This window comes from Halobacterium jilantaiense, assembly GCF_900110535.1.
Classification (GTDB): domain Archaea; phylum Halobacteriota; class Halobacteria; order Halobacteriales; family Halobacteriaceae; genus Halobacterium; species Halobacterium jilantaiense.
In genome coordinates, this window is the sequence record NZ_FOJA01000001.1 from 301,623 (window position 1) to 328,052 (window position 26,430).

The 26,430-nt window shown below is 58.2% G+C and carries 26 protein-coding genes; 9 read left to right on the forward strand and 17 right to left on the reverse strand.

The features are described 5' to 3' along the window. Positions 1-19 precede the first annotated feature (19 nt). The gene (locus BMW35_RS01650; protein ID WP_089667440.1) at positions 20-736 is read right to left on the reverse strand and encodes a methionyl-tRNA formyltransferase; all 717 of its coding nucleotides are present in this window, start codon (positions 734-736) and stop codon (positions 20-22) included. Positions 737-1,040: 304 nt separating this feature from the next. Here BMW35_RS01650 and BMW35_RS01655 point away from each other — a divergent pair, with 304 nt between their 5' ends. Then, positions 1,041-1,904 (forward strand): class I SAM-dependent methyltransferase, encoded by an 864-nt coding sequence (locus BMW35_RS01655; RefSeq protein ID WP_089667441.1) that lies wholly within the window; start codon positions 1,041-1,043, stop codon positions 1,902-1,904. Positions 1,905-1,990: 86 nt separating this feature from the next. Further along, a complete protein-coding gene (locus tag BMW35_RS01660) occupies positions 1,991-3,805 on the forward strand; it encodes a sulfatase-like hydrolase/transferase (protein WP_089667443.1) in 1,815 nt (604 codons plus the stop codon). 30 nt (positions 3,806-3,835) lie between these two features. Here BMW35_RS01660 and BMW35_RS15210 read toward each other — a convergent pair whose 3' ends face one another. From BMW35_RS15210 to BMW35_RS01680, 5 genes are read right to left on the reverse strand one after another with little or no spacing between them, the layout of a single operon-like run. Continuing rightward, a complete protein-coding gene (locus BMW35_RS15210; RefSeq protein WP_143052124.1) occupies positions 3,836-5,101 on the reverse strand; it encodes a glycosyltransferase in 1,266 nt (421 codons plus the stop codon). Positions 5,102-5,126: 25 nt separating this feature from the next. Then, a complete protein-coding gene (rffA, locus tag BMW35_RS01670) occupies positions 5,127-6,299 on the reverse strand; it encodes a dTDP-4-amino-4,6-dideoxygalactose transaminase (protein ID WP_089667447.1) in 1,173 nt (390 codons plus the stop codon). A gap of 50 nt (positions 6,300-6,349) precedes the next feature. Continuing rightward, positions 6,350-7,054: a phytanoyl-CoA dioxygenase family protein gene (locus BMW35_RS15215; RefSeq protein ID WP_143052125.1), complete on the reverse strand. Its 705-nt coding sequence runs from the start codon at positions 7,052-7,054 to the stop codon at positions 6,350-6,352. A 57-nt stretch (positions 7,055-7,111) separates the two neighbouring features. Then, a complete protein-coding gene (locus BMW35_RS01675) occupies positions 7,112-8,245 on the reverse strand; it encodes a DegT/DnrJ/EryC1/StrS family aminotransferase (RefSeq protein ID WP_089667449.1) in 1,134 nt (377 codons plus the stop codon). Continuing rightward, positions 8,242-9,285, reverse strand: a complete 1,044-nt coding sequence (locus BMW35_RS01680; protein ID WP_089667452.1) for an SDR family NAD(P)-dependent oxidoreductase — start codon at positions 9,283-9,285, stop codon at positions 8,242-8,244. Before BMW35_RS01680 ends, BMW35_RS01675 begins: the two co-directional genes overlap by 4 nt. Before the next feature lie 103 nt (positions 9,286-9,388). Here BMW35_RS01680 and neuB point away from each other — a divergent pair, with 103 nt between their 5' ends. Beyond that, the gene (gene neuB, locus BMW35_RS01685) at positions 9,389-10,432 is read left to right on the forward strand and encodes an N-acetylneuraminate synthase (RefSeq protein WP_089667454.1); all 1,044 of its coding nucleotides are present in this window, start codon (positions 9,389-9,391) and stop codon (positions 10,430-10,432) included. After that, positions 10,429-11,589, forward strand: a complete 1,161-nt coding sequence (gene neuC / locus BMW35_RS01690) for a UDP-N-acetylglucosamine 2-epimerase (RefSeq protein ID WP_089667456.1) — start codon at positions 10,429-10,431, stop codon at positions 11,587-11,589. The genes neuB and neuC overlap by 4 nt, the downstream gene beginning before the upstream one ends. Before the next feature lies 1 nt (position 11,590). Here the strand turns inward: neuC and BMW35_RS01695 are convergent, their stop codons facing one another. From BMW35_RS01695 to BMW35_RS01735, 9 genes are all read right to left on the reverse strand, one after another. Next, the gene (locus BMW35_RS01695; protein WP_089667458.1) at positions 11,591-12,202 is read right to left on the reverse strand and encodes a NeuD/PglB/VioB family sugar acetyltransferase; all 612 of its coding nucleotides are present in this window, start codon (positions 12,200-12,202) and stop codon (positions 11,591-11,593) included. Between the two features lie 34 nt (positions 12,203-12,236). Then, positions 12,237-13,013 carry an oxidoreductase gene (locus BMW35_RS01700; protein ID WP_089667460.1) on the reverse strand — a complete coding sequence of 259 codons (777 nt, stop codon included), beginning with the start codon at positions 13,011-13,013 and terminating at the stop codon, positions 12,237-12,239. Further along, on the reverse strand, positions 13,006-13,707 hold the full coding sequence (locus BMW35_RS01705) for an acylneuraminate cytidylyltransferase family protein (RefSeq protein ID WP_089667461.1): 702 nt from the start codon (positions 13,705-13,707) through the stop codon (positions 13,006-13,008). Before BMW35_RS01705 ends, BMW35_RS01700 begins: the two co-directional genes overlap by 8 nt. After that, positions 13,704-14,645, reverse strand: a complete 942-nt coding sequence (locus tag BMW35_RS01710; protein ID WP_177170751.1) for a Gfo/Idh/MocA family protein — start codon at positions 14,643-14,645, stop codon at positions 13,704-13,706. The genes BMW35_RS01705 and BMW35_RS01710 overlap by 4 nt, the downstream gene beginning before the upstream one ends. 1 nt (position 14,646) lies before the next feature. Next, positions 14,647-16,449, reverse strand: coding sequence for a glutamine--fructose-6-phosphate transaminase (isomerizing) (glmS, locus tag BMW35_RS01715; RefSeq protein ID WP_089667466.1), 1,803 nt, complete (start codon positions 16,447-16,449; stop codon positions 14,647-14,649). Positions 16,450-16,451: 2 nt separating this feature from the next. Beyond that, a complete protein-coding gene (locus tag BMW35_RS01720) occupies positions 16,452-17,600 on the reverse strand; it encodes a sugar phosphate nucleotidyltransferase (protein WP_089667468.1) in 1,149 nt (382 codons plus the stop codon). Beyond that, positions 17,597-18,793, reverse strand: a complete 1,197-nt coding sequence (gene glmU, locus BMW35_RS01725; RefSeq protein ID WP_089667470.1) for a bifunctional sugar-1-phosphate nucleotidylyltransferase/acetyltransferase — start codon at positions 18,791-18,793, stop codon at positions 17,597-17,599. Before glmU ends, BMW35_RS01720 begins: the two co-directional genes overlap by 4 nt. Then, on the reverse strand, positions 18,790-19,509 hold the full coding sequence (gene aglF, locus BMW35_RS01730; protein WP_089667472.1) for a UTP--glucose-1-phosphate uridylyltransferase AglF: 720 nt from the start codon (positions 19,507-19,509) through the stop codon (positions 18,790-18,792). Before aglF ends, glmU begins: the two co-directional genes overlap by 4 nt. A gap of 641 nt (positions 19,510-20,150) precedes the next feature. Next, positions 20,151-21,557 (reverse strand): oligosaccharide flippase family protein, encoded by a 1,407-nt coding sequence (locus BMW35_RS01735; protein WP_089670316.1) that lies wholly within the window; start codon positions 21,555-21,557, stop codon positions 20,151-20,153. Between the two features lie 136 nt (positions 21,558-21,693). On the opposite strand from BMW35_RS01735, the gene aglJ reads away from it, so the two are divergent. After that, on the forward strand, positions 21,694-22,614 hold the full coding sequence (aglJ, locus tag BMW35_RS01740) for an S-layer glycoprotein N-glycosyltransferase AglJ (protein ID WP_089667474.1): 921 nt from the start codon (positions 21,694-21,696) through the stop codon (positions 22,612-22,614). 17 nt (positions 22,615-22,631) lie between these two features. Here the strand turns inward: aglJ and BMW35_RS01745 are convergent, their stop codons facing one another. Further along, entirely contained in the window at positions 22,632-23,312 is a 681-nt protein-coding gene (locus BMW35_RS01745; protein WP_089667476.1) for a hypothetical protein, read from the reverse strand. 68 nt (positions 23,313-23,380) lie between these two features. Here BMW35_RS01745 and BMW35_RS01750 point away from each other — a divergent pair, with 68 nt between their 5' ends. The 3 genes from BMW35_RS01750 (at position 23,381) to aglM (ending at position 25,870) form a co-directional block, all read left to right on the forward strand. Then, the gene (locus tag BMW35_RS01750) at positions 23,381-24,085 is read left to right on the forward strand and encodes a VOC family protein (protein WP_089667479.1); all 705 of its coding nucleotides are present in this window, start codon (positions 23,381-23,383) and stop codon (positions 24,083-24,085) included. A gap of 57 nt (positions 24,086-24,142) precedes the next feature. Next, the gene (locus BMW35_RS01755; RefSeq protein WP_089667481.1) at positions 24,143-24,493 is read left to right on the forward strand and encodes a TRAM domain-containing protein; all 351 of its coding nucleotides are present in this window, start codon (positions 24,143-24,145) and stop codon (positions 24,491-24,493) included. Positions 24,494-24,568: 75 nt separating this feature from the next. Further along, complete coding sequence (aglM, locus tag BMW35_RS01760) at positions 24,569-25,870, forward strand: UDP-glucose 6-dehydrogenase AglM (protein WP_089667483.1); 1,302 nt, start codon at positions 24,569-24,571, stop codon at positions 25,868-25,870. A gap of 36 nt (positions 25,871-25,906) precedes the next feature. On the opposite strand, the gene BMW35_RS01765 is transcribed toward aglM, so the two are convergent. Further along, entirely contained in the window at positions 25,907-26,200 is a 294-nt protein-coding gene (locus BMW35_RS01765; protein WP_089667485.1) for a DUF5779 family protein, read from the reverse strand. Between the two features lie 76 nt (positions 26,201-26,276). Between BMW35_RS01765 and BMW35_RS15445 the strand changes: the two genes are divergently transcribed. Then, positions 26,277-26,423: a DUF7557 family protein gene (locus BMW35_RS15445; RefSeq protein ID WP_177170752.1), complete on the forward strand. Its 147-nt coding sequence runs from the start codon at positions 26,277-26,279 to the stop codon at positions 26,421-26,423. Positions 26,424-26,430: the final 7 nt, after the last annotated feature.

A 26,430-nucleotide genomic window follows, 5' to 3' on the forward strand; every position in this document is an offset into this window, starting at 1 on the left:
ACGACCCGCAGCGGCGTGACTAGAACAGCGTCGGCGTGTCCCACTCCTGGTCCTGTGTCGATATCTCGCTCTCTGGCTCAATTGAGACCCGGACATAGTACCGTTCACCGTCCTGTTCGAAGTACGCATTGTAGTAAGGGGGGAACGTGAGTGCACGAAGCGTATCTATGACATCACCGATTCGGGCCTCCTCACTGAGGTTGAGTTCACAGACCGCCCCGAATTCGTCGCTGGTGTTGATGTTCCCCTTCTCGTAGTCCTGTGGCTCCGCTTGAACGGTCTCGTTGTAAATGTCCTCCCAGGATTCTTCGAACAATTCGACAATTCGGCGGTCGAGGCGCTTCCGGAGCGACCTTCCCGTGTCACTTGGTTCCACGTCGACTCGCTCCCGAGCGATGAGGTCTCCTGCATCTACCTCGGGGGTCATATAGTGTATCGAGACGCCGGCTGGCCGGTCTTCGATGATGCTCCAAACATCGGGGTTGACCCCCTTGTTGTGCGGTAAGTAAGAGGGGTGAAGGTTGATAGCTCCTGAGTCCGGGATTTGGAGGACTTCTGGCGGAATAATGTGGTCAAAGCCTGCAGACACTAGAAAATCCGGCTCTAGCTTCTCGATACACTCGTACTGGCTCGGCTCAGTAAACGCCCCCAGCACAGTCGTGTCCTCGTGTTCGATGAGGTAATTGTACACCTGCTCACCGAACCGATTCATTCCAAGAACGGCTACAGACGGCATACTCGCCCGGAATAGTCGTGGGCACAAAAGCTATCCGACGGACCGAGTCGAACTACCCCAATCATACAACAACCGACGCCTGAATCGCCCGTGGATACAAACTTGAAATAATAATATTTATTATATTTGACTCCACGCCCAAATTCTAGAGATTGTCTAGTTTCCGAGAGTGAGGACGCCAACTTCAAGCACAGTGCCTGAAACGTGTGCAAGGGCGGAATCGAAAATGCCCTGATGTCTGGGGGCCGACACTACCGCTGTCCAATCTGCGAAAGTGTATACCGGGTGCCGCACAGTACCGTGTATGGGCCTTACTACCACGTGTGCACTTCTACTCACCCGAGTTGCCAATGAGCTTGAAGACACCGAGACGGTGGTGTGCCTCGGCAACCCCCACACCCTCGTCACATACGAAGACTACACTAGGAAAGCAGCTGCCCTCGATATCGAAGTTCCTGACACGATTAGGAACCACCCGGACGGCGAACTCGAAGTACGAGCGTTCTTTGAGGCTATCGGCTTTCCGGACTTTCGCGTCCTCGATATCGACGACTATCAGGGCGCGGGCATTGTTCAAAACCTCAGTGAGGACTCGTTAGACGACGAACACTGTGGTGTGGCTGACCTCGTTTACGACACGGGGACGCTTGAACACGTCTACAACCTTGACAGTGCCCTCAAGAACATTCACCGCCTCCTCTCCGATGGCGGCATCGCCTACCACGTGAATCCCACGAACGGGATGCTCGATCACGGGTTCTACCAGATTTCCCCGACGTTCTATCACGACTACTACAGAGCGAGCGGCTACAACGTCATTGGTGCGGGCATCGCAGACACAAACCCACGCTCCCGATACAACGTCCGTGTCAGGGACTACGACCACGACATTTACCGTACGGACGGTATTGAACACGTCCTCACCGAACATCCGCGTGCGAACATTCACTACTGCGCACAAAAATGTCCAGACTCACAGCACGCGCGTGCGCCCGTTCAGAGTTACTGGCGGTCACGACACGACGACGACGACATTGAATATTCAGCCGAACTCAGTTTCGATATTCAGGTAAAGAAAGACCAAATCGAGTACTATGGTGGTCTGGTCGCGCGACGTCTCGGGGTCTTAGATACCGCTCGCCGGCTCCACTCGATGACATCCCGTTGATATTTCTGGTACCTCGTACGAATCTTCTCACCTGAGTTCACTGAACACCCGGTTAGCTAAGTACGCCAATTCCTTAAGGGTGGCATATGCAATCTTCCTCGAAAATCCGAAAAGCGTTATACTACCTCTCTCAGGGAGAGTATGGAAAAGTCACTGATTACATATCCAACTATCGGCGGAACGCCTCGCTACCACCGAGTATCAACGCACGGTACTCGTATTCCCCATCTGGGTTGACCCAGGCCCCGGAAATCGAGTATATTACGCTGAACGACGACGATCGAGTTCACTATCCCTCGGTGTCGGGAGACGAATTCGAAGTTGAGTCCAAGAGTGACTTCGAATCCCTCGAATTCAAGATTATAGGCACCGATAACGTAAAATCACTGACCATTACCTGTAAGTACGATTCGGGGGAGAAAGTCTGTACCATCGATACAGGGGTCAAACAAGAACCGACTGTCCCAGTTTCGATTCAACTGGAGGACCCGACGACGAGAGCCAAAGTCGAAGTTGACTACAATACCAATCCACTCTCAGACACGCTAAAGCGGATTTCTCCGAATGAGCATTGCCCTAGGCTCACCAAACCGGCTATCCCGAACGCGAACGCTACGCCGGTCTTCCTAATCTCAATCGACTCCCTTCGTCACGATGCGCGCGAAAACCTCCCAAATCTGATTGACGAGCTCGGCGGGTCTGCGTACTTTCCGGAAGAGCCCAGGACACAGGGGTGTTGGACACCGCCGTCGCACGCTTCGATGTTCACTGGGACCTATCCTGGAGTCCACTCGAACATCGGAAGCACTGGGTCACAGATCGCGAAAATTGATCCCTCGTTGCCAACTATCGGGAAGATTATGTCCGAACAGGGATACAAGTCTTCCGCAATCACCACCTCCCGTTACCTCCGTCCAGAACTCGGCTTCGGGGACGGCTTCGACCGATTCGAGTGTACAGCTAATGAGACTCACTACCTCAGTGCTGACAACGGCCTTCGAGATGCGACATCGACAGTCAACCGGTGGGTCAACGAAGACGCGGCCAAGGGGTTCACGAACCTATTCTACTTTTGGCACATATTCCCGCCGCACTGGCCGTATGTTCCCCCGGCCGAGAACCGGCCAGAGAACATTGACCTAAGCAGCAGTTTCAGGGACACAACAGGCGACTATCTGGACTGGATTCACAGAGAACCACGGGACCACGATGCGGAATACCAACGCGTGCTCGAAATGTACGATGCCTGTGTTGAGTTCGTTGACGCGCAGGTTTCGACCTTCCTTCGAACCTTGAAGAATCGTGGTCTCTTTGAGGATGCTCTTGTCATCATTCTCGGAGACCACGGCGAAGAGTTCGGGGAGCGTGGCTTCTACGGCCACAATAGTCTGAACGACGACAATATTCGCCCGTTCATGGCAGTCAAACCGCCAGAGACAGAATCTTGGCCAGTACGGGACGATGTCGATTTCATCGATATACTGCCGACTATCGCGAAATTCGTCGGTTCAGACGTACCAGACGAGTGCGAGGGTCTGCCGATCCAGCGCGGTGAGTCTAATCGGCCGCGAATAGCTGAACGAATCGGGTCCGACTACTACAACGTCAGCGTCGAAATCGGCGGGTGGAAGGGTATATTCACGTGTGAGGAGAACCATCCTGACCGTCCCGACCCCGAAGCACTCGAAAACTTGGTTTGCGAGGAGTACTACGAGATCCAATCGGTCAGGAGTGGCACTTACATCAACCAAGTAGATTCCATTGGTGACGAGCGGAGAACAGAGTTGCTCGCGACTGCCCGAGAGTTCCTGAGCACAGGCACTGCGAACGAGGGATCACATCTCACCCGGATGTCAGACGAAACGCGGAGTCAATTGCAGGATTTGGGATACATCGAGTAGTAGTATCTTTGACACCAACGGCTAGCGTGATTAGGGGTAGAAGTACCGGTACAATCGTTTGACAAGTCGGGAATTGTCATGTATCCTTCTCGCGGTGCCGTAGAGGTTACTCGCTTTCAGGAGAGAGACAACTGGCGTGGTCCTCTCCGACGCGGGTGTCGGAAGTGTAACGTCACCGCTATCTTCACCCTCGTCGGCGATACTGTTAGTTCGTCCGAACAGTTCTTCGGCAACGTCTACTTCTGGGTCTTCGCTCGTAATCACTTGAGCGACCTCATCGGTCGCCCGTAACTGCTTCAAGAACGCTCCAAACGAGCACTCGAACCGGTTCTTGTTTGCAGTTTCCATCCCGTGGTGACGAGCGATTCTGATGTCGAGATTATCGAAGAAGAACCCGTTATCGCTGAACGGTTCGTCGAGTCTCCGAAATACGTCCCTTAGATCCGCTTTCAGGTTCTCTGTTGAATGCACTACCGAGAATGATTCTCTGGCCGCACTGAGGTCGGGGTCTCCTTCTCTACACATTTCGACCGCACCCACAACCTTCTCCGGAATATCGGTGTAATCTTCGGCCTCGTAGTAGTACGGAGGAGCCCTCAATCCCTTCTCGTCGAGATCTGGGTGGTACATGTTCAGCCCAACGACTGGCATCTCAGACGCCCAAGCGTACCCGATGTTCCGAGCACGACCCCCCTCGGCATCGGAAGGATGGACGTAGACCCTGGAGCTTTTGTAGAACTCGGCCAGCGTCTCGCGGTCAAACGGGAACGGGGAGTCGTGGTACAGCGGCAGGTAAGTGAAAATATTGCGTTCTTCTTCAGTAAACATATCTAGGTACATATCGCTAGGATTAGATGGGACCCGTTCACGCTTCTTCTCCGGCACAGTCACTATCAAGAGAATCCGATAGTCGTACCCCTGTTCAAATAATTTCTTGACTACGTTGAAGAAGAATTCGACGTTCTTCCTTCGCGTACATCGACCGACGTACAAAACATCCCAGTGTTTCTCACGGCCGTCTGACTTGAAGCACGGCGGCGCGAGTTTTCCCGCGTCAACATTAACAAGTGGAGCACCGTTCAGGTCCTCAACGAAGTTCAGTCCGGTAACCGCAAAATCGTAAATCTCGGGGTGATTCTTTTTCGGTCCATTGTAGTGTAGCCCGAGTATCCAGTCGTCCTTCAGTGACTCCAGTAGCTGCCTATGTTGTTTTGGATGGTACACACTGTCATGTTCGACCGTGGTGAAGACGAGGACGCCCTTAGAATCATCCGGAAGTTTCAGAATACATGCCATCAATCACATGTGGCGTCGTGGGGTATTAATCGATTCCGTCTGTTGGCCCCTCCAGTTCCGGCGTCGCACTTTCGTAGAACTCGTAGATAGACTCACCAATAGCGTCTACATCTGTGTCCGAGACGGCCGTGTGAATCGGGAGCCTGAGTAGACGCTTCGATACGGACTCGGTTTCTGGCAAATCACCTTTCTGGTAACCGTACTCTCGCCCGTACGGTGAGGTATGAAGGGGTTCGTAGTGTGACGCTGCTTCAACGCCCTCTTCTCGCAAGTGGGTGACGAGTGCCTCTCTCTCGCTCTCGGTCCGGGCCAGAACCGGGAACAGATGGTAGTTCGGGTCGGCGTGCGCCGGAATTGTCGGCAGTTCAAGTAGTCCTTCTCTCTCCAGAGGTTTCAGTTCAGAAACGTACCTATCGTGAACGCCTTTCTGCACGCTTGTTATCTCGTCTATTCGCTCAAGTTGCGCTCGAAGCAATGCCGTTTGGAGCTCAGACGGGACGTAACTTGATCCAGCATCGACCCACGTGTATCGGTCCACCTCTCCACGTCTGAATGCCTCGTAGTTCGTTCCCTTCTGCCGAATTTTTTCGGCTCTATCGATGAACGACTCGTCGTTCAAAAATATCGCGCCGCCTTCCCCTGCGACGTAACTCTTGGTCCCGTGGAAGCTGAAACAACCAATATCGCCGACCGTCCCGAGCGGCTCTCCTTTGTACGAGGCGTTGAGTGCCTGTGCGGCGTCTTCGACTACGAGAGCGTCGTGGTCATCTGCGATAGCTGTGATCTCATCCATCTCGCACGCCACCCCTCCATAGTGAACTGGAACGACTGCCGCTGTGTCCTCAGTAATCGTCTCACGTAGCGAATCGGGATCCATATTTAACGAATCTGGGTCCACGTCACAGAACTCTATATTTGCGCCGTGGAGGGCGAAGGCAGTCGCAGTCGAAGTGAATGTGTACGAAGGGACGACGACCGTATCTTGGGGTCCAATATCCATCAAAATCGCTGCCATCTCCAGCGAGTGGGTACACGAAGTCGTCATCATCGCGCGCGCTGTCCCAAAGCGGTCTTCAAGAAATCGTGCACACTCCGAGTCAAATTTGCCACCGCCTTTTATTTCGGCGGACTCAAGAACTGACACAACGTTGCTTACTTCTGTCTCACCGATGGATGGATTGTGTAGGGGAATTTTCATTTATAGTGTTGAAATTGCTACTTTACGACTTGACGCCGCCCAAGGAGCGATTAGGCCGATGTGTACGAGTTCGTTATTAACATACGCTCGTACCCCTCCTCCTGTGGCCAGCCGCGGTGATATCCAGCTTGGTTGCCGATAATCAACGTTCCTTTCTCAGCTGTGAATTTCGTAATTTCGGATTCTTCAACGTTCCGAGCATCGGTAGACCGGTTCCCTTTGACACGGTTGATTAGTGAATTAGTCGTTTGCTGTAGCTTCGACTTGTCGTGGCTCCCCTTCACGTACGAGAACGGACCGTAACTCTCATCGGGAACATCTGTCAAGTAGACGAATGACTTGAATTTCCCACTGTATGTGTCTGCATGGAATCCACGGGTGCTTGTGACAGACTTGTTGACGTACGCATTAGAATTGTCCACACTGTACTCGTTTCCAGTTGCTCGATTGATGATTTCGAGAATGTCTGGGTTTGTCTTGTACTCTCGCACGTCGTCCACAGCGTAATCAATATTGAAAATGTCAATCATCCCCTCGTCAGCTGTACCCGACCGGTCCAACAGAATGGCTTCTTCTGCGCTCGCCAGTTCCTCGTAGGAGTCGTGTTCGTTTGAAACTGTCAATCCGTCTCCTCCCAGAACCGATTCGATCTCCTTACGGACACGGTCACACCGTTCCGCATCCCAGAACCCTTCGTACGAAACGACACCGTCTTTCCTGAGCTGAGTTGCCAATTGCGAAGTGGGAACCGACATTTGGAGTTGCTACACAGCCACTCTACATAACCGTTGTGCTGAACGCACCCCTATCCCTTAGGCTGTTTTCACGGCCGCTTCTACGCCGTCAACGACTCGGAGTATCTGTCGCTCTGGTAGCCCTGCGTACATGGGGAGCGAGAGCACACGGCTGGACACATCCTCGGTAGTCGGGAGTGCAGGATGTTCTCCGTTTTTGTACACTTCTGTCTGGTGCACTGGCGGATCCCAATATATCTTGCATGCTATGCCCCTACGTTCTAACTCGTCGACGACAGAGGTTCGAACTGACTCATTATCGAATAGTACAGAGTACAGTTGGAAGACGTGCTGGTTACTACCGGAATTTCTCCCCCGAACAGGCACAACCCCGTCTAGCTCGCCTAAACTGTTGTTGTAGGTCTCTGCGACTTCACGGCGCGAGTCTACGAGTTCGCCTACCTTCTCGAACTGCGAACAACCGAGGGCAGCCACTACGTCAGGCATTCGATAGTTCGAACCTGTTGTAGTGTACTGGCCGCTATCAGCAGATTGGAAGTAGTTCGAATTCGGCTCGCGACCGTGGGACCGATACTGTGCGACCCGTCTCGCGATGGTGTCATCTTCCGTGAGTATTGCGCCACCTTCACCGGTCGGAAGGATTTTGTTCTGACAGAAGCTGAGGGCCGCTGCGTCGCCAAATGTGCCTACTTTCTGCCCGCCGGCGATGGCACCGAAGGCTTCGGCCGCATCCTCAACGAGCGGCACACCCGCTTCGTTTGCCAAGTCAGTTAGGTCTTCAACGAGGCACGCACTCCCGTAGCAATGTATCGGGAGAATCATGGCAGTGTCGTCCGTGAGTTTCTTACGTGCGTCCTTGGGGTCCATACCCAGGGTCTCACGTTCGATGTCGACAAACACTGGTTCTGCCCCCAATAGTTCTACCACGTTTGCGGTTGCGATGAAGGTGAACGAGGGAACGAGAACTTCGTCCCCCTCTCCGATGTCGTACGCACGAAGGAGACATTCGAGTGCAGTCGTTCCCGAATTCACGACCAGTGCATGTTCGACGTCAAAATACTCGGCAAGTTTGGACTCAAACTCATCCACGTACGGGCCCTTCGCCCAGTAACTACCGCGACTCACCGACTCCACGACGTTGCTAATGTCGTTCTCGTCCCAGGGTATCTCGAAGAGAGGGATGTCACTCATGTTCCTATCGTAGCGATGGTATCCATTTCTTCGATAAGCTCGACAATCTCGGATTCACCTAACAGGTTGGAGTTCTCTGAGGTGTACTCTTCGTCTACGGGGGGTTCCTTTTCGTAGTCTTCCTGGCGATAGCTCGGGAGGTCGATTTGAGGGAAAATCACGTACATCTCCTCTAATTCTCTGGCGTACTGGAGTTCGTCCTCTGAGATCAGTTTTTCGTGGGTTCGTTCACCCGGTCGGGCCCCGATGATCTCGCGCTCAATCTCACCAGGTTCGTAGCCTGCTCGGGGCGCGTATTCCGCTATCATGGCATCTGCAAGAGTTCCAACGCGGATTCCCGGCATCTTCAGTACGAACACTTCTCCCCCTCGCATGCGCTCCTGTGCTCGGAAGACCAACTCGACGGCTTTCTCCGTCGGCATGATGAACCTCGTCATCTCGGGGTCGGTAACTGTGACGGGGCCACCGTCCTCGATCTGTTCCATGAACACCGGAATCACTGACCCGCTGGAACCGAGGACGTTCCCGAACCTGACGCACGCGAAAGACGTGTTCCGTTCCCCCTTGTACGTGTTTGCGGCGGTAACGAGTCGTTCGGACAGTAGTTTCGTTGCCCCCATCACAGAGGCCGGATTGGAGGCTTTATCGGTGCTTACTGCGACGAACGAGTCGACCGACTCTTCGAGGGCTGCGCGGATGAGGTTCTGCGTGCCCTGAACGTTCGTTTGAACCGTTTCGAACGGATTGTATTCGTTCAACTCAACATGTTTTAACGCCGCGGCGTGAAACACAACATCAATATCCTCAATGGCCATCTTGAGGCGGTTTCTGTCCCGGATGTCCCCCAATAAAAACCGGAGACGGTTGTCCGTATGTTCCTGCTTGAGAGCGAACAGTGCCTCCTCGTCGGTATCGAGGACCCTCACCGTCTCAGCCTCGGTCTCCAACAGCTTCGAGACGATCTTTGACCCGATAGATCCACAACCGCCGGTGACGAGCACCTGATTTCCGGCGAGTGAACGATTGGTAGTCTCGCTCATTGGTTTATACGCGGGTTAACACACTCGAAGGCTGTTATAGTGTTCGAATCGGCGTCCTGTTCGCGTGAACAGACTAATTACATGTGACGGTGTTACTTACTGTATGGAAATCGGGGATTGGTCTTCAGAATCAGACTCGGCCTACTTCATCGCCGAGGCTGGCGTCAACCACAACGGTGACTTGTCTCTCGCACGCAGATTGGTAGACGCAGCGGCGGATGCGGGTGCAGACGCCGTGAAGTTCCAAACGTTTCGGGCAGACGAAATCGTCACAGATTCCGCCCCCACTGCCGAATACCAAGAGGACGCAACTGAAGGACAGAGCCAACACGAACTGCTCGCGGATTTAGAGTTAGACACGGAAGCGCACGAGTCTCTGATGAAGTATTGCGGAGAACGAGGCATCGAATTTCTCTCCACGCCGTTCGGGTTCGAGACTGCCTCGTTCCTGGAATCACTCGAAGTCGGCGCCTACAAGGTCGGTTCTGGCGATCTGACGAATCATCCACTCCTCCGGCAAATCGCGTCCTACGGACGACCGATGATTGTCAGCACTGGCATGAGCTCGATTGACGAGGTCCGGAGTGCGTTTCAGACGATTAAAGACGTAAACCCAGACGTTCCAGTTGCCCTGCTCCACTGTGTCTCGGCGTACCCGACACCATTAGCGGAGGTGAACCTCAGAGCGATCGATACGCTAGCCGACGAATTCGGAGTACCGATTGGGTTCTCCGACCACACAACTGCGGTTGAGATGCCGGCACTCTCGGTCACCGCAGGTGCACGCATCGTGGAGAAGCACTTCACTCTGGACCGGGCGCTCTCTGGCCCCGACCAAACAACATCACTCGAACCCGACGAGCTGACTCGTGCTGTGAGCTTAGTTCGTGATGCGACTGACGTACTTGGTGATGGCACCAAACAGCCGACACCTGCAGAGGAGGAGACGCGGAACGTCTCGCGAAAAGGCTTGTTCGCAGCGAACCGACTGGAGGCGGGGGACAGAATTACGAAATCAGACGTAGCGATTAAACGGCCACCGACGGGACTTCCGCCGACAGAGTTTGAGTGGGTAGTCGGACGCAGGCTCGTGAAACCAGCTTCTCCAGACGACCCGCTCACCGGAGCACATTTCGGGAAGCAATGAGTGAGAATCAACGTCGCATAGCGGTCGTCACGGGAACGCGTGCAGAATATGGTCTGCTGAGGTCGTCGATGCAGGCCATCCGGGACCACGCCGACCTCGAGTTACAGGTGGTCGCCACGGGCATGCACCTATCGGACCGCTACGGTTCCACCATCGACGAGATACGAGCTGACGGCTTCGAGGTGAATGCAACGCCGAGAATGCTCGTTGAGGGAGATACCGGTGCCGCGATGGCGAAATCGCTCGGTGTCGGCGTGCAAGCGTTCGTCGACACATTCGAATTATTGGACCCCGACATCGTGTTGGTGTTGGGCGACCGAGACGAACCACTAGCCGCTGCACTGGCAAGTGCTCACATGAACACGCCCGTCGCCCATATTCACGGTGGTGACGCGGCGAAAGGTGCGACCATCGACGAGAGTATTCGGCACGCCCTCACGAAATTTTCCCACTTGCACTTCCCCGCCTCGAAAGCGAGCGCCACCCGAATTGAGCGGCTAGGTGAGGAGCCGTGGCGTGTAACAACCGTTGGGGCGCCAGGATTAGACCGGATAACCGATGATCGGTACGAAGACCCAGAGGCACTCGCAAAGGGGTACGGATTAGACACCGAACAGTCCACGATTCTGGTCGTCCAGCATCCACTCACCCGCGCTCCGGGAGATGCCGGTCGACAGATGCGTCAGACGCTGCAGGCAATCCAATCTTTCGACGCACAGCTCATATTCATTCACCCGAACTCCGACGCGGGTAGAGCAGACATAGTCTCTGAAATCGAGTCAGTCGAGGACCAGGAGAACGTGTGGGTGTTCGAAAACTTGCCGCGGTGTGAATATCTCGCTCTTCTAGACTTGGCGGATGTCCTGGTTGGAAATTCCAGTTCGGGAATCATCGAAGCACCGTCTCTCGGTTTACCTGTCGTCGACGTCGGCCCGAGGCAAGCCGAAAGAGAACGTGCGGAGAACACGGTCTCCTGCAAACACGACGAGAAAGCAATTCGAGATGCGGTTGCCAACGCGTTGGATGAATCGGCGCAGGCGCGTGCAGAGCGGACTTCGAACCCGTACGACTACGGCGGTGCGGGAGACACTATCGCTGACCGACTCTCCTCAGTCGAACTAGGTGCTCGTCTACTTGAGAAACAGATAACATACTGATTCAACTAATCGGGCGCGCAGGTACTCCAACGACTGTCTCGCCAGGTGCCACGTCGTCAGTGACGACCGCACCAGCCCCGACAACTGCGTTCTCTCCGACTGTTCGTTGCTTCAATACCGTCGCGTTCGGACCGATGTACGCCTTCTCTCCGACGGTGACGTTCCCAGCAAGTGTGGCGCCCGGCGTAACGACAGCACCTTCACTGATGACCACGTCGTGCGAAATGTTCACGCAACTATCCACGAGAGAGTGATCTCCAAGCTTTGCCCCGGGTCCAAGATAGCACTGGCCATTAACGTAAACTCCTTCGCCGACAGAAACGGACGCTGCAGTCGTCGTGTCGCGGTCTACTAGCGAAAAAAACCCCCATCCTTCTTCCTCGGCGTTCTCAACGAGCCCCGCCCGTGTCTCCGTGTTCGCTCCATAGCCGATAATGAGCGTTCCATCACTGCGGACCCCACTCATGCTGCCGAGGACCGGGATACCAGCGACGACATCCCCGTGTAGCGATTCATCGTCGTCGATGAAGGCGATGTCCTCCAATCCTGTAGTTCGTCTGATAGAGTCCAGAATCGTTCGACCAAGTTCACCCGCGCAGTAAATTACTTTCATCGCTCAATACTTTCGGATTGAAATTTTAACTCGTTCACTGTATGCTAAACCCCCCATCTACGACGATATTTTGTCCGGTGACGTACGAGGCAGCATCAGACACTAAGTAGAGGATTGTGTTCGCCACGTCTTCTGGTTCCGCCATCCGTCCAAGGGGTGTGCGTTCCTCGTAGTTTCTGACGAATCGTTCCTTTTGATCGTTGAACACACCGCCAGGACTGACTGTGTTCGCTCGAATACCATGGTCGCCGAGGTATGAGGCGAGATATCGGGTGAGGTTGATTACGCCGCCTTTGATTCCCGCGTATTCGACGGGGGTAGTCATATCTGTTCCGTCATACACTGAGAAGTCGGGTGCACGAACGCCGTAAATCGAACCGAGGTTCACGATGCATCCTCCTGCATCTCGTTCGATCATCTCTTTCGCGACATGATGGCAGGTGGCATAATACCCGCCAAGGTGCATTGAGAGGTTCTCGTTCCACTCACGCAACGTCACGTCCTCAAACTGCTGGCCGTACGTTTCCGTCCGTGGGTACGCACAGTTTACGAGTGCGTCGATACCCTCGAAATCTGCGTCCACTTCGTGCACAAGATTCTTTATTGAGTCCTCGTCGGTTATGTCGAGATGCCGAAATTCAGCCCAGTCTCCGAGACGCTCTTCTACAGCCGTACCACGCCCCCGGTTGTTATCCGCGACAATCACGTTCGCACCGTATTCTCCGAGCACAGCACACGTCTCCGCGCCAAGCAAGCCGGCACCTCCAGTGACGATTGCTGTCTGCCCGTTCAGGGTGAAGCGGTCACACATCCTTGCACTCCATGAGGAATTCGACGAAACGTAAGTCAAGTGGTGTATCGATATCAACAGACCGTTCCCGCGGCATTATTGACACTTTTGTGCGTTCTCCGTGAACGGTGTCTGTACGCACTAAGAAGTCGCGTTCGTAAACGTATACGGACGCGTTCATCGCGTACACAGGGGGAGCTTCCTGACGCCGAATTACGTCGTCCGGTAGTTCCTTAGAGAGGTGGGCGTAGTCATCTTCGTCGAGTTCCACCAAGTTGAAGTACGGATTCTTGTCCGCATCGGTCACCGTGTACGCGTTTGAAACACTGTCTTCGAGGGCCACCTGAAAACAATCCTCGATATCCGTAACATCCCGAAGTGGTGCAGTCGCGTCGATGTCAACGATGTAGTCGTACTCTTTTCTTTCTCGCTTTTCTGTCTCCGTAAGTGCGTGTTGGATGACCGGGACTTTTGCAGCTTCGTCCGTTGAAAGCTTCTCGGGCCGGAGAAACGGTGCAGAAGCGCCATATTCATTGGCGATGGTTCGAATCTCGTCGTCATCAGTAGAAACAACGACTTCGTTAGCACGGTCCCATGCGAGGGCCTGTTCGATAGAATGAGCAATTAAGGGTTTTCCACCAACCTCGCGGATGTTTTTCCGCGGGACGCCTTTAGATCCACTGCGAGCGCAGATAGTGCAGAGTACGTCTGTCATCTGTGACTTGACTTCGCCTTGAGTGCCAAGTTCAATACCTCTTTTCCTTCCTGTACATCGTTGAACGTCGATTTACGTTGGTCAACCGATTTGAAGAAGTGGTTCAGTTGCCGGCGAAATATCTCGTCTCTCTCGTAGTTGAAGGATTCTTTCTTACCTCCATCTCGGCCTTCTACCGTTACTGTCTGTTCGATGAAGTCCGCAGTCACGACGCCCTCATCGAAAACCACCTCAAGTGTTCGCCGAGGGACCGGCCGACAATAGTCTACATGAATTGAACCGAGGACTTGGTTGGAACGAAGTGTCATCAGGGCAGTGTCCTCGGAGTCTATTTTTAGCGAACTAACTCGTCCGACCCGGCCACAAATTTCGTCAAAGGGACCAAACAACCAGTGAGTGTAGTCAATTTCGTGGATTAAATCCAGAACCGCTCCACCCCCAGCGTCTGGGTCGGCGCTGTACGACTCACGATAATCTTGGTTTGGACGCCAATCCGGAAGGTACGAACCGGAGTACGCCTCAAAAGATAGGACACTGCCCAACTCTTTGTTGGCGATGAGCTCGTTGACAAAGTCGAGAATTGGCGTAAACCGAAGTTGGCACCCAACCATCGTTACTAAATCCCGTTCCACCGCCAGAGAGCAGAGTTCGTCAACCCCTTCGCGGTCGTTCGATAGCGGTTTCTCGATGAATATATCACACCCCGCACGGGCACACCTAATTGCGGTTTTGACGTGAAGGTGAGTCGGGTTAGTTATGAAAGCTACATCTGGATCTAAATCGAGAACCTCATCAATATCGTCGAACTCGTTGACTCCATCGATATCCCCTACTACAGAGCGGCGGTACGCGACGATGTCCGTTACTTCTTGATGCTCTCTGAGGAGACGAAGATGACGGCGTCCGATAGATCCCACGCCCGCTACGAGCACTCGCATGTTACTCCACCGTGACGCTCTTCGCCAAGTTACGCGGTTTGTCGATGTCCCGTCCCAGCGTGTCCGCAACATGGTACGCGAACAACTGGAGGTAGACATTCGCAACTAGCGGCTCCAGTTCACCTAACTCTGGGACAGCAAAGCCAACATCGAGGTACGATTCAGCAGCGTCTATTGAGGAAATTCCGACAACAGGTGCGCCCCGCGACTGGACCTCTTTGACGTTGTTGAGCGTCTCTTGCGGGTTCGCACCGTCGGTTAGTGTGGCGAGCACTGGGGTATCCTCGGTTACCAGAGCAAGCGTCCCGTGTTTCAGTTCACCGCCAGCGAAGCCCTCGGCGTGCACGTAGCTAATCTCCTTGAGCTTGAGTGCGCCCTCCAGAGAGACTGGCATGCCGAGGCGGCGACCGATGAAGAAAAATGCCTCACTGTCCGCCAACTCGCTCGCCGTCTCTCGGACACGGTCGGCGTCGTCCAGCGCTTGCTGGACCGCCCCGGGGAGCCCTCTGACGTTATGCAAGAGTGTGCTCGCCCGGTCCCCTGCAAGTGCTCCGCGCTCAAGCCCGATTGCGACCGTCAACATCGAGAGAGTCGTAACCTGCGCGGCGAACGTCTTCGTCGCAGCCACGCCAATCTCTGGACCCGCCCTGATGTAGACGACGTCATTCGCCTCGCGGGCGGCCGTGCTGCCAACCGTGTTCGTCACGGCAAGCGTGCGTGCACCGGCCGCGTCGGCCTTTCGCATCGCTCTCAGCGTATCTGCAGTCTCGCCGCTCTGCGTGACGGCAACGACGAGCGTCCGCCACGGGTCACGGCCGCCCGTGAACTCGTACTCGCTCGCGACTTCGACTGAACACCGGACATCGGCGTACTCTTCGAGGAGCCGTCTCGCGTAGAGCCCCGCGTGATACGACGTCCCACAGGCGACAATCTGGATCTCTTCCAGGCTCTTCAGGTAGTTCTCGGGGAGGTCGAGGTCGAGGTCCACAGTTCCGCGCGCGACGTCCAGTCGCCCCGAAATCGTCTGTCGGAGCGCCTGGGGCTGCTCGTGGATCTCTTTCAGCATGTAGTGATCGTAGCCCGCCTTCCCAGCGCTATCAGCCTCCCAGTCGACCGTCCGCGTCTCTCTGGTCACCTGCTCGCCACCGTTGCGAACATCGACGCTGTCTCTCGTCACTGCGGCGACGTCGCCGTCCTCCAAGAAGACCACGTCCTGAGTGTGCTCAAGGAACGCAGTGACGTCGCTGGCCACGAAGTTCCGGGTCGGCGAGACGCCCACGACGAGCGGGCTGTCCTTTCGCGCGACCACAATACCGTCGTATCCGACGGCGGTGACCGCGAGTGCGAAGCTCCCGTCAAGTTGATTCACGACGTCTTCGACGGCCGCAATTAGATTCTCGTCGTCGTAGCGTTCTTCGAGCAAGTGCGGGACAACCTCCGTGTCGGTCTCACTGAGAAACTCGTGGCCGTCCTCGACGAGGGCCGCCTTCAGGGCCTCATAGTTGTCGATGATACCGTTGTGGACGACAGCGATGTCACCTGAGCAGGCCGTGTGCGGGTGGGCGTTCGCGTCAGTCGGCTTCCCGTGCGTGCTCCAGCGGGTGTGACCGACGCCGACCGAGGCATCGTGGTTGTCCGGCAGCGTCAGATCGTCGATTTCACCCGAACTCTTGAACACGTCGATGTCGCCGTCGAGCAAGGCCACACCCGCGGAGTCGTAGCCGCGGTACTCGAGGTTCTTCAGGCCGCTCGCGACCACTGGAAGCGCCTCATTGTCGCCTGCGTATCCGACGATTCCACACATCGTTATCCCCTCCGCACCTCCGCACCGGACGGCACCCGATCACTGACTGAAACGCTAGAGGCGACCCTCGCGTGATTCCCGACCACGGTACCGGGGTCTAGCACGACGCCGCCGCCGAGCACGGCGTTGTCCCCGATAACCCCGCCGAGTCTGACGTCTCGATGGACTTCGTCCTCGACGACTACGCGAGCGTTACCCCCTACGACAGTCGAGTTCGGCCCGATAGTGGCATTCTCGCCGACGATGCAGTCTTTGACGACGGTTCCTGCCTCGATAGTTGCGTCTGGCAGGACAACGGCGTTCGAGACGACGGCGTTCGGGCCAACCGAGACGTTCTCGCCGAGTGCGACTCTGGGCTGAACAGTCGCGCTCTCGGCGACTTGCGCCGAATCCGCGGCCACAGATTGATTCGGAATGCGCTCGCCGGTCGCCCGCTCGCCCACTTGCGACACCACGGCCGCGTTCACCGACAGGAGGTCCCAAAGGTAGGAGATGTCCAGCCAGTAGTCGCCATAGCGGACAGCTCCGACGCCACCGTCTCGCGCCATTGTGTCGAGCGTGCTGGTCAACTCGAGCTCGCCGGACGGTGACGTTTCTGTGTCGCGAATCTCGTCGAAGATGCCCTGCTCGAATCCGTACACGCCGGCGTTGATGACGTCCGAGCGAGATCCGCCGACCCCGGGCTTTTCGTAAATCGCATGGACCAGATCGCCATCCAACTCCACGACGCCGTAGTTCCGTGCGTTGTCCACTCGCGTGACACTGACCACTGGAGACTCACCAGTACGGACGCGGTCTACGACAACAGAAACGAGCGAATCGTCGATGACTCGGTCGCCGTTCAGCACGACGAATGAATCCGACACGAACTCCTCGGCCTGTAGGACTGCGTGGCCGGTCCCGAGCTGCGTGTCTTGGACAGCGTACTCGATTTCCACACCCCAGTCGTCACCGTCTCCGAAGTGCGTCTGAATGCGATTTCGCTCGTAGCCGACCACGAAGACTATTTCTTGGATTCCCGCGTCGACGACCGCTTCCAAGACGTGTTCAAGCACCGGCCGATTCCCGACCGGGAGCATCGGCTTCGGTCTGCGCTCGGTCAACGGACGGAGTCGATTCCCCTCACCTGCTGCGAGTATTACTGCCTTCATTCGTTGTCATCCTCCATGATTGTCTCCCCTGGCGTCGTTGTTGCACCGCGGGCCAGTTTCACGCCTGCATTTAGGCTCGTGTTAATACCAGTCTTTACGTCGTCGCCACACACCACGCCGAGTTTCCGCCGGCCGGTGTCGACCGACGAACCCTTGACGCGCATCCGGATGTTCGCGTCGTCGTGCCGGAGGTTCGCTACTTTGGTCCCGGCACCGAAGTTCACTCCCGCCCCTAGAACACTGTCACCCACGTACGAGAGGTGGCCGACAGTCGCTTCCGGGAACAGCACCGAGTTCTTGACCTCCACCGCGTTCCCGACCCGGCTGTCCTCGCCGAGCACTGTCGCCCCACGAACGTAGGCGTTCGGACCGACGTCGGCACCGGCCTTCACGACGACCGGGCCCTCGATGTACGTCCCGTCACGGACGCGCGCTCCCTCCTCGACGACCACTGGGCCTTCCAGAGTCACTCTGTCCTCAACGATCCCCTCGATCGACTGGCCGAGCTCTGAGAGCAACCGTTCGGTCGCTTCGATGATCTCCCAGGGGCGACCGACATCGAGCCACGTTCCGTCGTGTTCTACGACAGATACCGTCTCTCCCCACTCCAAGAGAGTCGTGACAGCATCTGTCACTTCGTACTCGCCACGCTCACTCTCGTCCACGGCGTCGATAGCCTCGAAGATTGCCGGCTCAAAGGCGTAGAGGCCGAGATTTGCTAGTGAGCTCGGTGGATTATCAGGCTTCTCTACAAGGCCCGACAACGCTTCGTCGTCGACCGACACCACGCCGTAATTCGAGGGGTCGTCGACTGGCATCGTCGCCACTGCGTGGCCGCTTGAGGTCGCTAACTTCGAGACCAGCGACTGGTCGACGACGACGTCGCCGTTCAACACCAGAAACTGTCCGTTTATTTCCTCCCTCACGCACGCTATCGCGTGTGCAGTCCCCCGCTGCTCGCGCTGCTCGACGTAGGAGACGGGTGTATCGCCGAACTCGCTCCCGATTCGTGACTGCACGTTTTCTGCACCGTACCCAACGACGAGGACGAACTCGTCGACGACATCGCTGCTCGCGTCCATGACGTGCTCCACAAGTGGCCGGCCAGCCACTGGAACGAGCGGTTTCGGTCGCGTCACTGTCAGTGGTCGGAGCCGCGTCCCTTCGCCCGCCGCGAGAACAACCGCTTTCACGCCTCGGCCTCCTGCAACCGACGCTCTGCTTCGTCCCTGTCCTCCGGATACCCAATGTCGATCCGCCAACCGTCCATCGGAATTGCGTCGATGGTCCGACCACTCTTGATGAGCAGATCCACCGCGTCGGAGAGTTCGTACTCGCCCCGGTCAGACGGCTGAACTAGTTTGCAGGCGTGGAAAATCGCAGGTGAGAACGTGTAGAAACCAGTCATCACGAGGTTGCTCGGCGGGTCGTCGGGCTTCTCCACCACTTCCTCTATCTCACCGTAGTCGTTCGTGTCACAGACGCCGTATCGGCTCGCTTCCTCCCAGTCGACTTCCTCGACGAGGAACGCCGCGTCTGCCCGCGCCTCCTGTTGTCGGCTGACTACGTCCTCGAGGTTCGCCTGAAAGATATTGTCCCCGAGCATCAGCATGAAGTCGTCGTCGACGTGCTCTTCGGCCTTGAGGAGCGCATCAGCGAGTCCCTTCTGCTCGCGCTGGTGAGCGTACGTGATGGGCGCTCCCTCGAACTCGTCGCCGTAGTGGCTGATGATGTTCTGCTTCCGGTACCCCACAATGACGACGAGCTTTTCAGCACCGAGTTCGACGAGTTGTTCGAAGCAGTGGGTGAGAATGGGTTTCCCTGCTACTTCGACCATACCCTTCGGTTTATTTTCTGTGAGAGGGCGGAGACGAGTCCCCTCGCCTGCAGCGAGTACGACTGCTTGCATAAACCGCGGTTACAGACGAACGGTTAAATACGTTCGTACGCCGATTCGATAGTGTTGTCGGCCGAATTAGCGGTATCCCGTGGTCCTGACGGAGTACTTCACCACCGTTCTGAGCAGTCGTATCAGGTTCCCTGTTCTATTCTCTATCTGGTCCGTTGGGGCTATCTCCGTCCGAAGACTCTCTCCACGGTGGGGGAGACGCTTCTGGGTTGCGCAGTTCGAAACTCCCCGTACATCTCCACGAGAACTGCCGGAACCAATAGGCTCTGCATTATGCTCTCAGCAGTCGCTCAATACCACCTAGGTAGGGCTGGAGGCGGTTATCTTCGACGGATAGGCACATGTCCACAGAAGGCCACCAACGAGATGTTCGGACTGCTAGTTCCAAGACAAGTTGGTGGCCCCCCTCCCAGACCGCGTGCTCGATATCGGTAGTGAGGACTACAGATGGTGGGTCAGCAGAGGCCTTGTACTCTCTTTCCTGAACCCAGAATCGTGTAGTCGCTTACGCGTCGTGGGGGGAGGGGGACGACTTCGTACGCGTCGTCGTAGTGGTCCTGCCACACCATCTGGCGGATACCACACGTCAAGAGTTCCACGAACCCCTGGCTAGCAGGAGCGGGAATAGTCAAACAGCTGGTCTACTTCGATACAATGGAGGGGAGCTGGAACGGGAGGTTATCCGCCACAGTCGTACGGAACTCTTCGGAGAGAACGAGTAACGAAGCGAAGTAGACTGCGGCACCAATCCCGACGAGGACGACGACTACGGGGAGTGAGTCGGCAGTATTGAATCGGCCGATGATCACGACAGTAGCCATAATTCCAGCTGACAGACACTGCTTTCCAACCTCGGAGAAGGGAATACTCACGTTGATTACCTGCTTCGCAAAGTAGTAACCCAAAATTAGGCCAATGCCAGCTGACATCATTGTCGCTGCTGCTGCTCCATACCAGCCGAATTGCCACGTCAGGATAACGTTCAGTGTGAGGTTTACGACGATGAAGATGACGTTGATGTAGAAGGTTAAGTCCGGATAATTTAGCGCATTAATCGTGGAGAGGAATTGGCCCATATATCCGTACAAGAGCCGGGCGAAGGTAAGAACGAGGAGGATGTAGTAACCAACGTCGAAATCGGGACCGTAGATAGTGAGAACGATGTCGCCGAGGAGGGCGGCCCCGACCAATCCGGGAATGATGAAAAGCCCAGAATACGCAAGACTGACTTGAAGCAGTCCAGCAATCTCGTCAACCGTCCCCTCATCGGACGAAATTTTGCTCATCTCGGGAAATAGCGTTTTCGAGATCGAAGCGCCGAAAATTGCGAACAGCGAAGCCAGGTTCCACGCCACTTCGTAGACGGCGATGAGGCTGTTGGAGACGAACACAGCGAGAATGATAGTGTCCATCGAGAGGAACGTCCGCCCCTTGACTGAGCTGAGCCAAGAGAACTGCGCGTATGATTTCAGCCGATAGAATTCGTGCCGAGACGGGAGTCTATCTGGAATGGAGACGAAGTACATGCCGATGATGGATCCCACGATAGCACCGACAATGTATCCAGCAAACGCACCAGCAATACCGAAGCCAGAGAGAACGAGTGCGACCTGAACGATACTACGACTCGTCCATTCGATGGGCGAGAGGACACTCGTGACGTGAACGAGGTGTTGTCCATCGAGAACGTTTCGTACGAACCCGAGTCCGAGCCGAACTGCGAGCATCAGGATGAGTATCCAGGTGGCGTCGAGGCCCATGAAGGCGTTCAGGTAGGGTCGCGCAATCCAGAGGAAGACAGCCACCACAGCGTACAGGCCGAGCTGCGCCAATGCTCCGGAAACGACGTAATTTCCATCGTCTGACTCGCTGACCCGCTTCCGAACAGCCTGCGGAAGGCCGAGTGTTCCAGCAATAGCAACCCAGGAAAGGACCGACAACACGACCACGTAGGCCCCGTACTGCTCCTGGCCGAGAGTCCGTGTCAGGAAGATGGTCGCGACGAATCCGGAGAACGACATAACGAGGTTCGACAGGAAGTTGACCATCGAGGTACGACCGTATCTCATTGATAGCTCACAGCGTGTTCGTGAGTAGCCGCTTTCTGGTCGACCACGTATCAATACCTCGTTTCCTCGCAGTCGAAGAAAACGCTTTTGCGCTCCCCCCGTCCACCCAATCCCAATGAGCGAGTACGAGGACGTGTGTGCGCTCGTTCCGACGCGGAACGAGGCGGCGACCATCGCCGACGTCGTGGATGGCCTGTACGACGTCGGTATCGGCCACGTCCTCGTCGTGGATGGGAACTCCAGAGACGACACGCCCCAGATCGCCGAGGCGCACGGCGCAGAGGTCGTCCAGCAGACGGGCGACGGGAAGGGGCAGGCGGTCCGACAGGGCGTCGAACGAATCGACGAATCCTACATTCTCCTCCTGGACGGTGACGGGACGAACCCGCCGGAGCAAGCCCCGCGTCTCCTCGGCCCGCTGGTCGGCGGGGACGCCGAGCACGTCGTCGGCGACCGGACGGCGGACATGCAGCCGGGTGCGATGTCGGGGCTCAACCAGTTCGGCAATCGACTCATCAACCGCGCCTTCCGGCGCATCCACGGCGAGGACTACGGCGACATTCTCTCGGGGTATCGGGCGTTCACGGCCGAGTCGTTCGACCGGATGTTCCTCTCGGCGGAGGGGTTCGGCATCGAGACGGAGATGGCCGTGGAGTGCGCGCGCCACGAGATTCCGGTCGAGGTCGTCCCGACGACGTACCGCCCGCGCCCCGAGGGGTCGGAGACGAACCTCCACCCGATATCGGACGGCGCGCGCATCATCGTCACGCTGTACAGTCTGGCGAAGACGTCGAATCCCCTGTTCTACTTCGGGAGCATTGGCGCGGGATTCGGTGCGGTCGGTACCGCGCTCGCCGTCTGGATCGGCTACGAGTGGTTCGGCCGGGGTATCTCCCACGAGGCGCTCACAGTGGTCGCGGGCGTCGTGTTGCTGCTGGGCGTCCAGCTACTCATCTTCGGGGTGCTTTCGGATCTGGTGGTGACGCTGCATCGCGAGCAGACCCGCCGTATCGAGCGCCTGAACGAAGAGGACTGACGGAGAGCCAGGTGGCGCTACGAGAGGAAGGAGGTCGCGCTTTTCAGCCAGAGTTTCGGGGCTCGCCGGCGGGTGCCGTCGGTGGCGGCTTCGAGCTTCCGCGTGGCGTCCGTCATGATGCCTTCTCCGTGGCCGGAGAGGATGCGGTCCGGCGTGAACTGCCGGAGGGCGTCCGGCGGTGAGACCCGGAGCATCGGGTGGACGCCGACACGCTCGCGGTCGGTTCGGAAGTAGTCGACGGTGCCGACGAGGTCGCCGACGACGAGGGTTTCGCCGTCGTAGAGCGCGGCTTCGTCCCAGATGGGCCAGTCGACAGTGCGGACCACTCGGAAGTCGCTGCCGGGGAGCGTGTCGCCGAGGGGCTGTGTCGGTGCGTCCATCCCGGGGTCGACGAACGACGGGACGAAGACGGGGACGTCGTGGCGGTCGGCGACTGCTTTGGCGTCCCGGGCGTGGCGGTCCATCAACACGACGACGCCGCGGACGTCACCGAGGTCGTCGAGGAGGTCGTCGACGCCCTCGCCGTCCACGGGGTCGACGACCCAGACGTCGTCTTCGTCGCCGTCCTCGCTTGGCACTGCCACGGCGTGGCTCGCGCGCTGCATTCCTTCCTCGGGGTACGCGATCCAGCCGACGCCGCGGTCGAATCGGTCGATGACTCGGATGTCGGTCGCCCGGCCGGACTGCTTCATGGGCATACACCCGATAGTGGGACCACGAACTTAAAACGGGCTACGCCTATGGTCGTTGCCGCCTTCTGTCCGGTATGCTCTCGTCGCTCTCCGAACTCGCCCTCGAAGTCCACCACCTGGAACCGGCGGCCGACTGGTACGAGACCCACCTCGGGCTGGACGGGGTCCGCAGCGACCACGAGGCACGCTACCGGGTGGGAGAGACCGCGCTCGTCCTCCGGGAGCCGTCGACTGTCCCGCGCGGCGGCCTGCATGTCCACTACGCGCTGGCGACGCCCGAGGACCGATACGGGGAGTGGCTCGCCGACCTGCAGCGGGAGTTCGACGTGGTGGAGTTCGACTTCGGGAGCGCGCGCAGCCTCTACGTCGACGACCCGGACGACCACTGCGTCGAAATCGGGACCGGCGGGCGGGACGGCGACGCTCCCCTGACGGGGGTCTTCGAGGTCGCACTGGAGGTCGAGGACCTGGCGCGCGCCGAGGCGTGCTACGAGGCGCTGGGCTTCGATGTCGTGGACCGCGGGGAGGGCCGCGAGCGAACGCGGCTCGCCGGCCCGATGGCGCTGGAGCTCTGGGAGCCCCAGCGCGGCATCGCGGACGCCCGGGGCGGCGTCCACGCCGACCTCCGGTTCGAGACGCCGGACCCCGACGCGGCCGTCGACGCCGTCGCTGACCGGGCGTGCAGCGTCGAGACGGTCGGTGGCGACGGAGCCAGCGGACCGGAAGCGCGCCGCGTCCGCGACCCGGACGGGCACTACCTGACGTTCCACGCGGAGTAGGCGCGAGCGCGCGCCGGAGCCGATGGGTTGTAGGACCCCGGCCATCATGGGGCGGACATGGATTACACAGTCGTCGGCGCAGGTGCCGGGGTCGCCGTCCTGCTGCTCGTCGTCGTCGTGCTGGTGCGGCGGCGGTCGTCGGGGGCACGCCAGTCGAAGCGCGCACACGACGCCGCCCAGAAGCGCGAGCCGCCCGTGGCGCTCGGTGAGACCTACGAGTTCGGCGTGACCGAGTTCGCGGACCACCACTCCGGGGACCGGGTGGCCGTCGGGAAGGTCGAGGGGTTCGTCGTCTTCACGGAGGACGTTCCGACGCGAGTCTCCGAGGGCGACGTCATCCGCGCGACGGTCACGTCGTTCAATCGGGACGAGACGTCCGCAGACGCCATCTTCGAGGGCACGGCGTAGCTCTCGCGGGCCGTTCGGGAGTGACGAACGACATTTGTAGGGTCCCGGTCTACTCGGAGGCAAGGTGACTTCCCTGTGCGCGTGAGCATCGTCGGCAGCGGCTACGTCGGCACGACAATCGCGGCGTGTTTCGCCGAGCTCGGCCACGAGGTTGTGAACGTGGACGTCGACGAGGACTTGGTGGCGACTATCAACGACGGCGAGGCCCCGATCCACGAGCCGGGGCTCGAAGAACGCATCGCCGCGCACGCCGGCGGTCGGCTGCGCGCGACCACCGACTACGACGAGGTGCGGGAGACGGACGTGACGTTCCTCGCGCTCCCGACGCCGTCCCGCGAGGACGGCAGCATCGACACGTCAATCATGGAGTCCGGCTCGGAGTCCCTCGGGGAAGCGCTCGCCGGGAAGGACGACCACACAGTCGTCGTCAAGAGCACTGTCGTCCCCGGGACGACCGAAGATGTCGTCGAGCCCGCGCTCGAACGCGGCGGGTTCGACGGCGCGACGCTCGCGATGAACCCGGAGTTCCTCCGGATGGGGTCGGCCGTCGAGGACTTCCTCGACCCCGACAAGGTCGTGTTCGGCGCGCGCACTGAGGGCGACGACACCGACGGCGAGGCGGCCTACGAGGTGCTCCGCGAGGTGTACGCACCACTGCTGGACGAGGCACCCGACGCGGCCGTCGTCGAGACCGGGCTTCGGGAGGCCGAGATGATAAAGTACGCGAACAACGCCTTCCTCGCGTCGAAGGTCAGTCTCGTCAACGACCTCGGGAACGTCTGCAAGGAGTTCGGCGTCGACGCCTACGAGGTCGCAGACGCCATCGCCCACGACGACCGAATCAGCGGCCGGTTCCTGCGCTCGGGCGTCGGCTGGGGCGGCAGCTGCTTCCCGAAAGACGTCGCCGCCATCACGGCCGCGGCGAAGGCCGAGGGCTACGACCCGGCGATGCTGGAGGCGGCCGTCGAGGTCAACGACGGGCAGCCCGAACGCCTCCTGTCGCTGCTGGACGACCACGTGGACGTGTCCGGCGAGCGCGTCGCCGTGCTCGGGCTGTCGTTCAAGCCGGGGACCGACGACATCCGGGGCACGCGAGCGATTCCGGTCATCGACGGCCTCCAGGAGCGCGGCGCGGACGTCGTCGCCTACGACCCGGTGGCGGCGGAGAAGATGGCCGAGAAACGTCCGGACGTCGCGTACGCCGACAGCGCACGCGACGCACTCGACGGCGCGTCCGGTGCGGTCGTCGTCACTGACTGGGACGAGTTCGCGGCGCTCGACGACGAGTTCGAGGCGATGGCCGAACGCGTCGTCGTCGACGGGCGGCGCATCGTCGAGCCGCGGGACGGCCTCACCTACGAAGGCCTCACCTGGTAACGGGAGTCGACTGCTCGCGGCAGCACTCGGCGGTGGTCACAGCCGCCCGGCGTCGACGTCGACGCCGGGCGGTGCGACAACGAGGAATTCCCGGAAGTGGACGAGCGACCCGCCGGCGTCCTTCACGTCGCCCGCGAACCCGGCAGCGAGTTCGTTCAGGTCGCCCTCGACGGCGAGGAAGAGCACGCACCCGCGCTGAATCTCGTCCAGCCACTCCGAGTCGGACGTGTCGCCGTCCAGTACGCCGAGTGTGACGCCGCCCTCGAAGTCGTCGGGGATGTCGATCTCCTCCTCGGCGCGCCGCAGGTCGAGGTTGAAGCCGTCGCTCATGTCCGGGTGTGGGCGCTTCGCCGGCAAAAACCTTCCCGCCCCCGCGCTTATGCCGTCCGGTAGCGTAGCGTCTCGTATGCCGAAGATCATGCTCAGCGAGGAGACGGTCGAACGGCTCGACGGCCTCCGGACCGACGACGAGTCCTACGACGAGCTCGTCGCGGAGCTGTTGAACATCTACGAGGCCGAGGAACTCACGATGTTCCGGTCCGGCGACGGCTGAGAACGCA

Coding starts and splice junctions, on each gene's coding strand:
- BMW35_RS01650 (WP_089667440.1), bottom strand. CDS start 736: ATGCCGTCTGTAGCCGTTCTTGGAATGAATCGGTTCGGTGAGCAGGTG.
- BMW35_RS01655 (WP_089667441.1), top strand. CDS start 1,041: ATGGGCCTTACTACCACGTGTGCACTTCTACTCACCCGAGTTGCCAAT.
- BMW35_RS01660 (WP_089667443.1), top strand. CDS start 1,991: ATGCAATCTTCCTCGAAAATCCGAAAAGCGTTATACTACCTCTCTCAG.
- BMW35_RS15210 (WP_143052124.1), bottom strand. CDS start 5,101: ATGGCATGTATTCTGAAACTTCCGGATGATTCTAAGGGCGTCCTCGTC.
- rffA (WP_089667447.1), bottom strand. CDS start 6,299: ATGAAAATTCCCCTACACAATCCATCCATCGGTGAGACAGAAGTAAGC.
- BMW35_RS15215 (WP_143052125.1), bottom strand. CDS start 7,054: ATGTCGGTTCCCACTTCGCAATTGGCAACTCAGCTCAGGAAAGACGGT.
- BMW35_RS01675 (WP_089667449.1), bottom strand. CDS start 8,245: ATGAGTGACATCCCTCTCTTCGAGATACCCTGGGACGAGAACGACATT.
- BMW35_RS01680 (WP_089667452.1), bottom strand. CDS start 9,285: ATGAGCGAGACTACCAATCGTTCACTCGCCGGAAATCAGGTGCTCGTC.
- neuB (WP_089667454.1), top strand. CDS start 9,389: ATGGAAATCGGGGATTGGTCTTCAGAATCAGACTCGGCCTACTTCATC.
- neuC (WP_089667456.1), top strand. CDS start 10,429: ATGAGTGAGAATCAACGTCGCATAGCGGTCGTCACGGGAACGCGTGCA.
- BMW35_RS01695 (WP_089667458.1), bottom strand. CDS start 12,202: ATGAAAGTAATTTACTGCGCGGGTGAACTTGGTCGAACGATTCTGGAC.
- BMW35_RS01700 (WP_089667460.1), bottom strand. CDS start 13,013: ATGTGTGACCGCTTCACCCTGAACGGGCAGACAGCAATCGTCACTGGA.
- BMW35_RS01705 (WP_089667461.1), bottom strand. CDS start 13,707: ATGACAGACGTACTCTGCACTATCTGCGCTCGCAGTGGATCTAAAGGC.
- BMW35_RS01710 (WP_177170751.1), bottom strand. CDS start 14,645: ATGCGAGTGCTCGTAGCGGGCGTGGGATCTATCGGACGCCGTCATCTT.
- glmS (WP_089667466.1), bottom strand. CDS start 16,449: ATGTGTGGAATCGTCGGATACGCAGGCGACAATGAGGCGCTTCCAGTG.
- BMW35_RS01720 (WP_089667468.1), bottom strand. CDS start 17,600: ATGAAGGCAGTAATACTCGCAGCAGGTGAGGGGAATCGACTCCGTCCG.
- aglF (WP_089667472.1), bottom strand. CDS start 19,509: ATGCAAGCAGTCGTACTCGCTGCAGGCGAGGGGACTCGTCTCCGCCCT.
- BMW35_RS01735 (WP_089670316.1), bottom strand. CDS start 21,557: ATGGTCAACTTCCTGTCGAACCTCGTTATGTCGTTCTCCGGATTCGTC.
- aglJ (WP_089667474.1), top strand. CDS start 21,694: ATGAGCGAGTACGAGGACGTGTGTGCGCTCGTTCCGACGCGGAACGAG.
- BMW35_RS01745 (WP_089667476.1), bottom strand. CDS start 23,312: ATGCCCATGAAGCAGTCCGGCCGGGCGACCGACATCCGAGTCATCGAC.
- BMW35_RS01750 (WP_089667479.1), top strand. CDS start 23,381: ATGCTCTCGTCGCTCTCCGAACTCGCCCTCGAAGTCCACCACCTGGAA.
- BMW35_RS01755 (WP_089667481.1), top strand. CDS start 24,143: ATGGATTACACAGTCGTCGGCGCAGGTGCCGGGGTCGCCGTCCTGCTG.
- BMW35_RS01765 (WP_089667485.1), bottom strand. CDS start 26,200: ATGAGCGACGGCTTCAACCTCGACCTGCGGCGCGCCGAGGAGGAGATC.
- BMW35_RS15445 (WP_177170752.1), top strand. CDS start 26,277: ATGCCGAAGATCATGCTCAGCGAGGAGACGGTCGAACGGCTCGACGGC.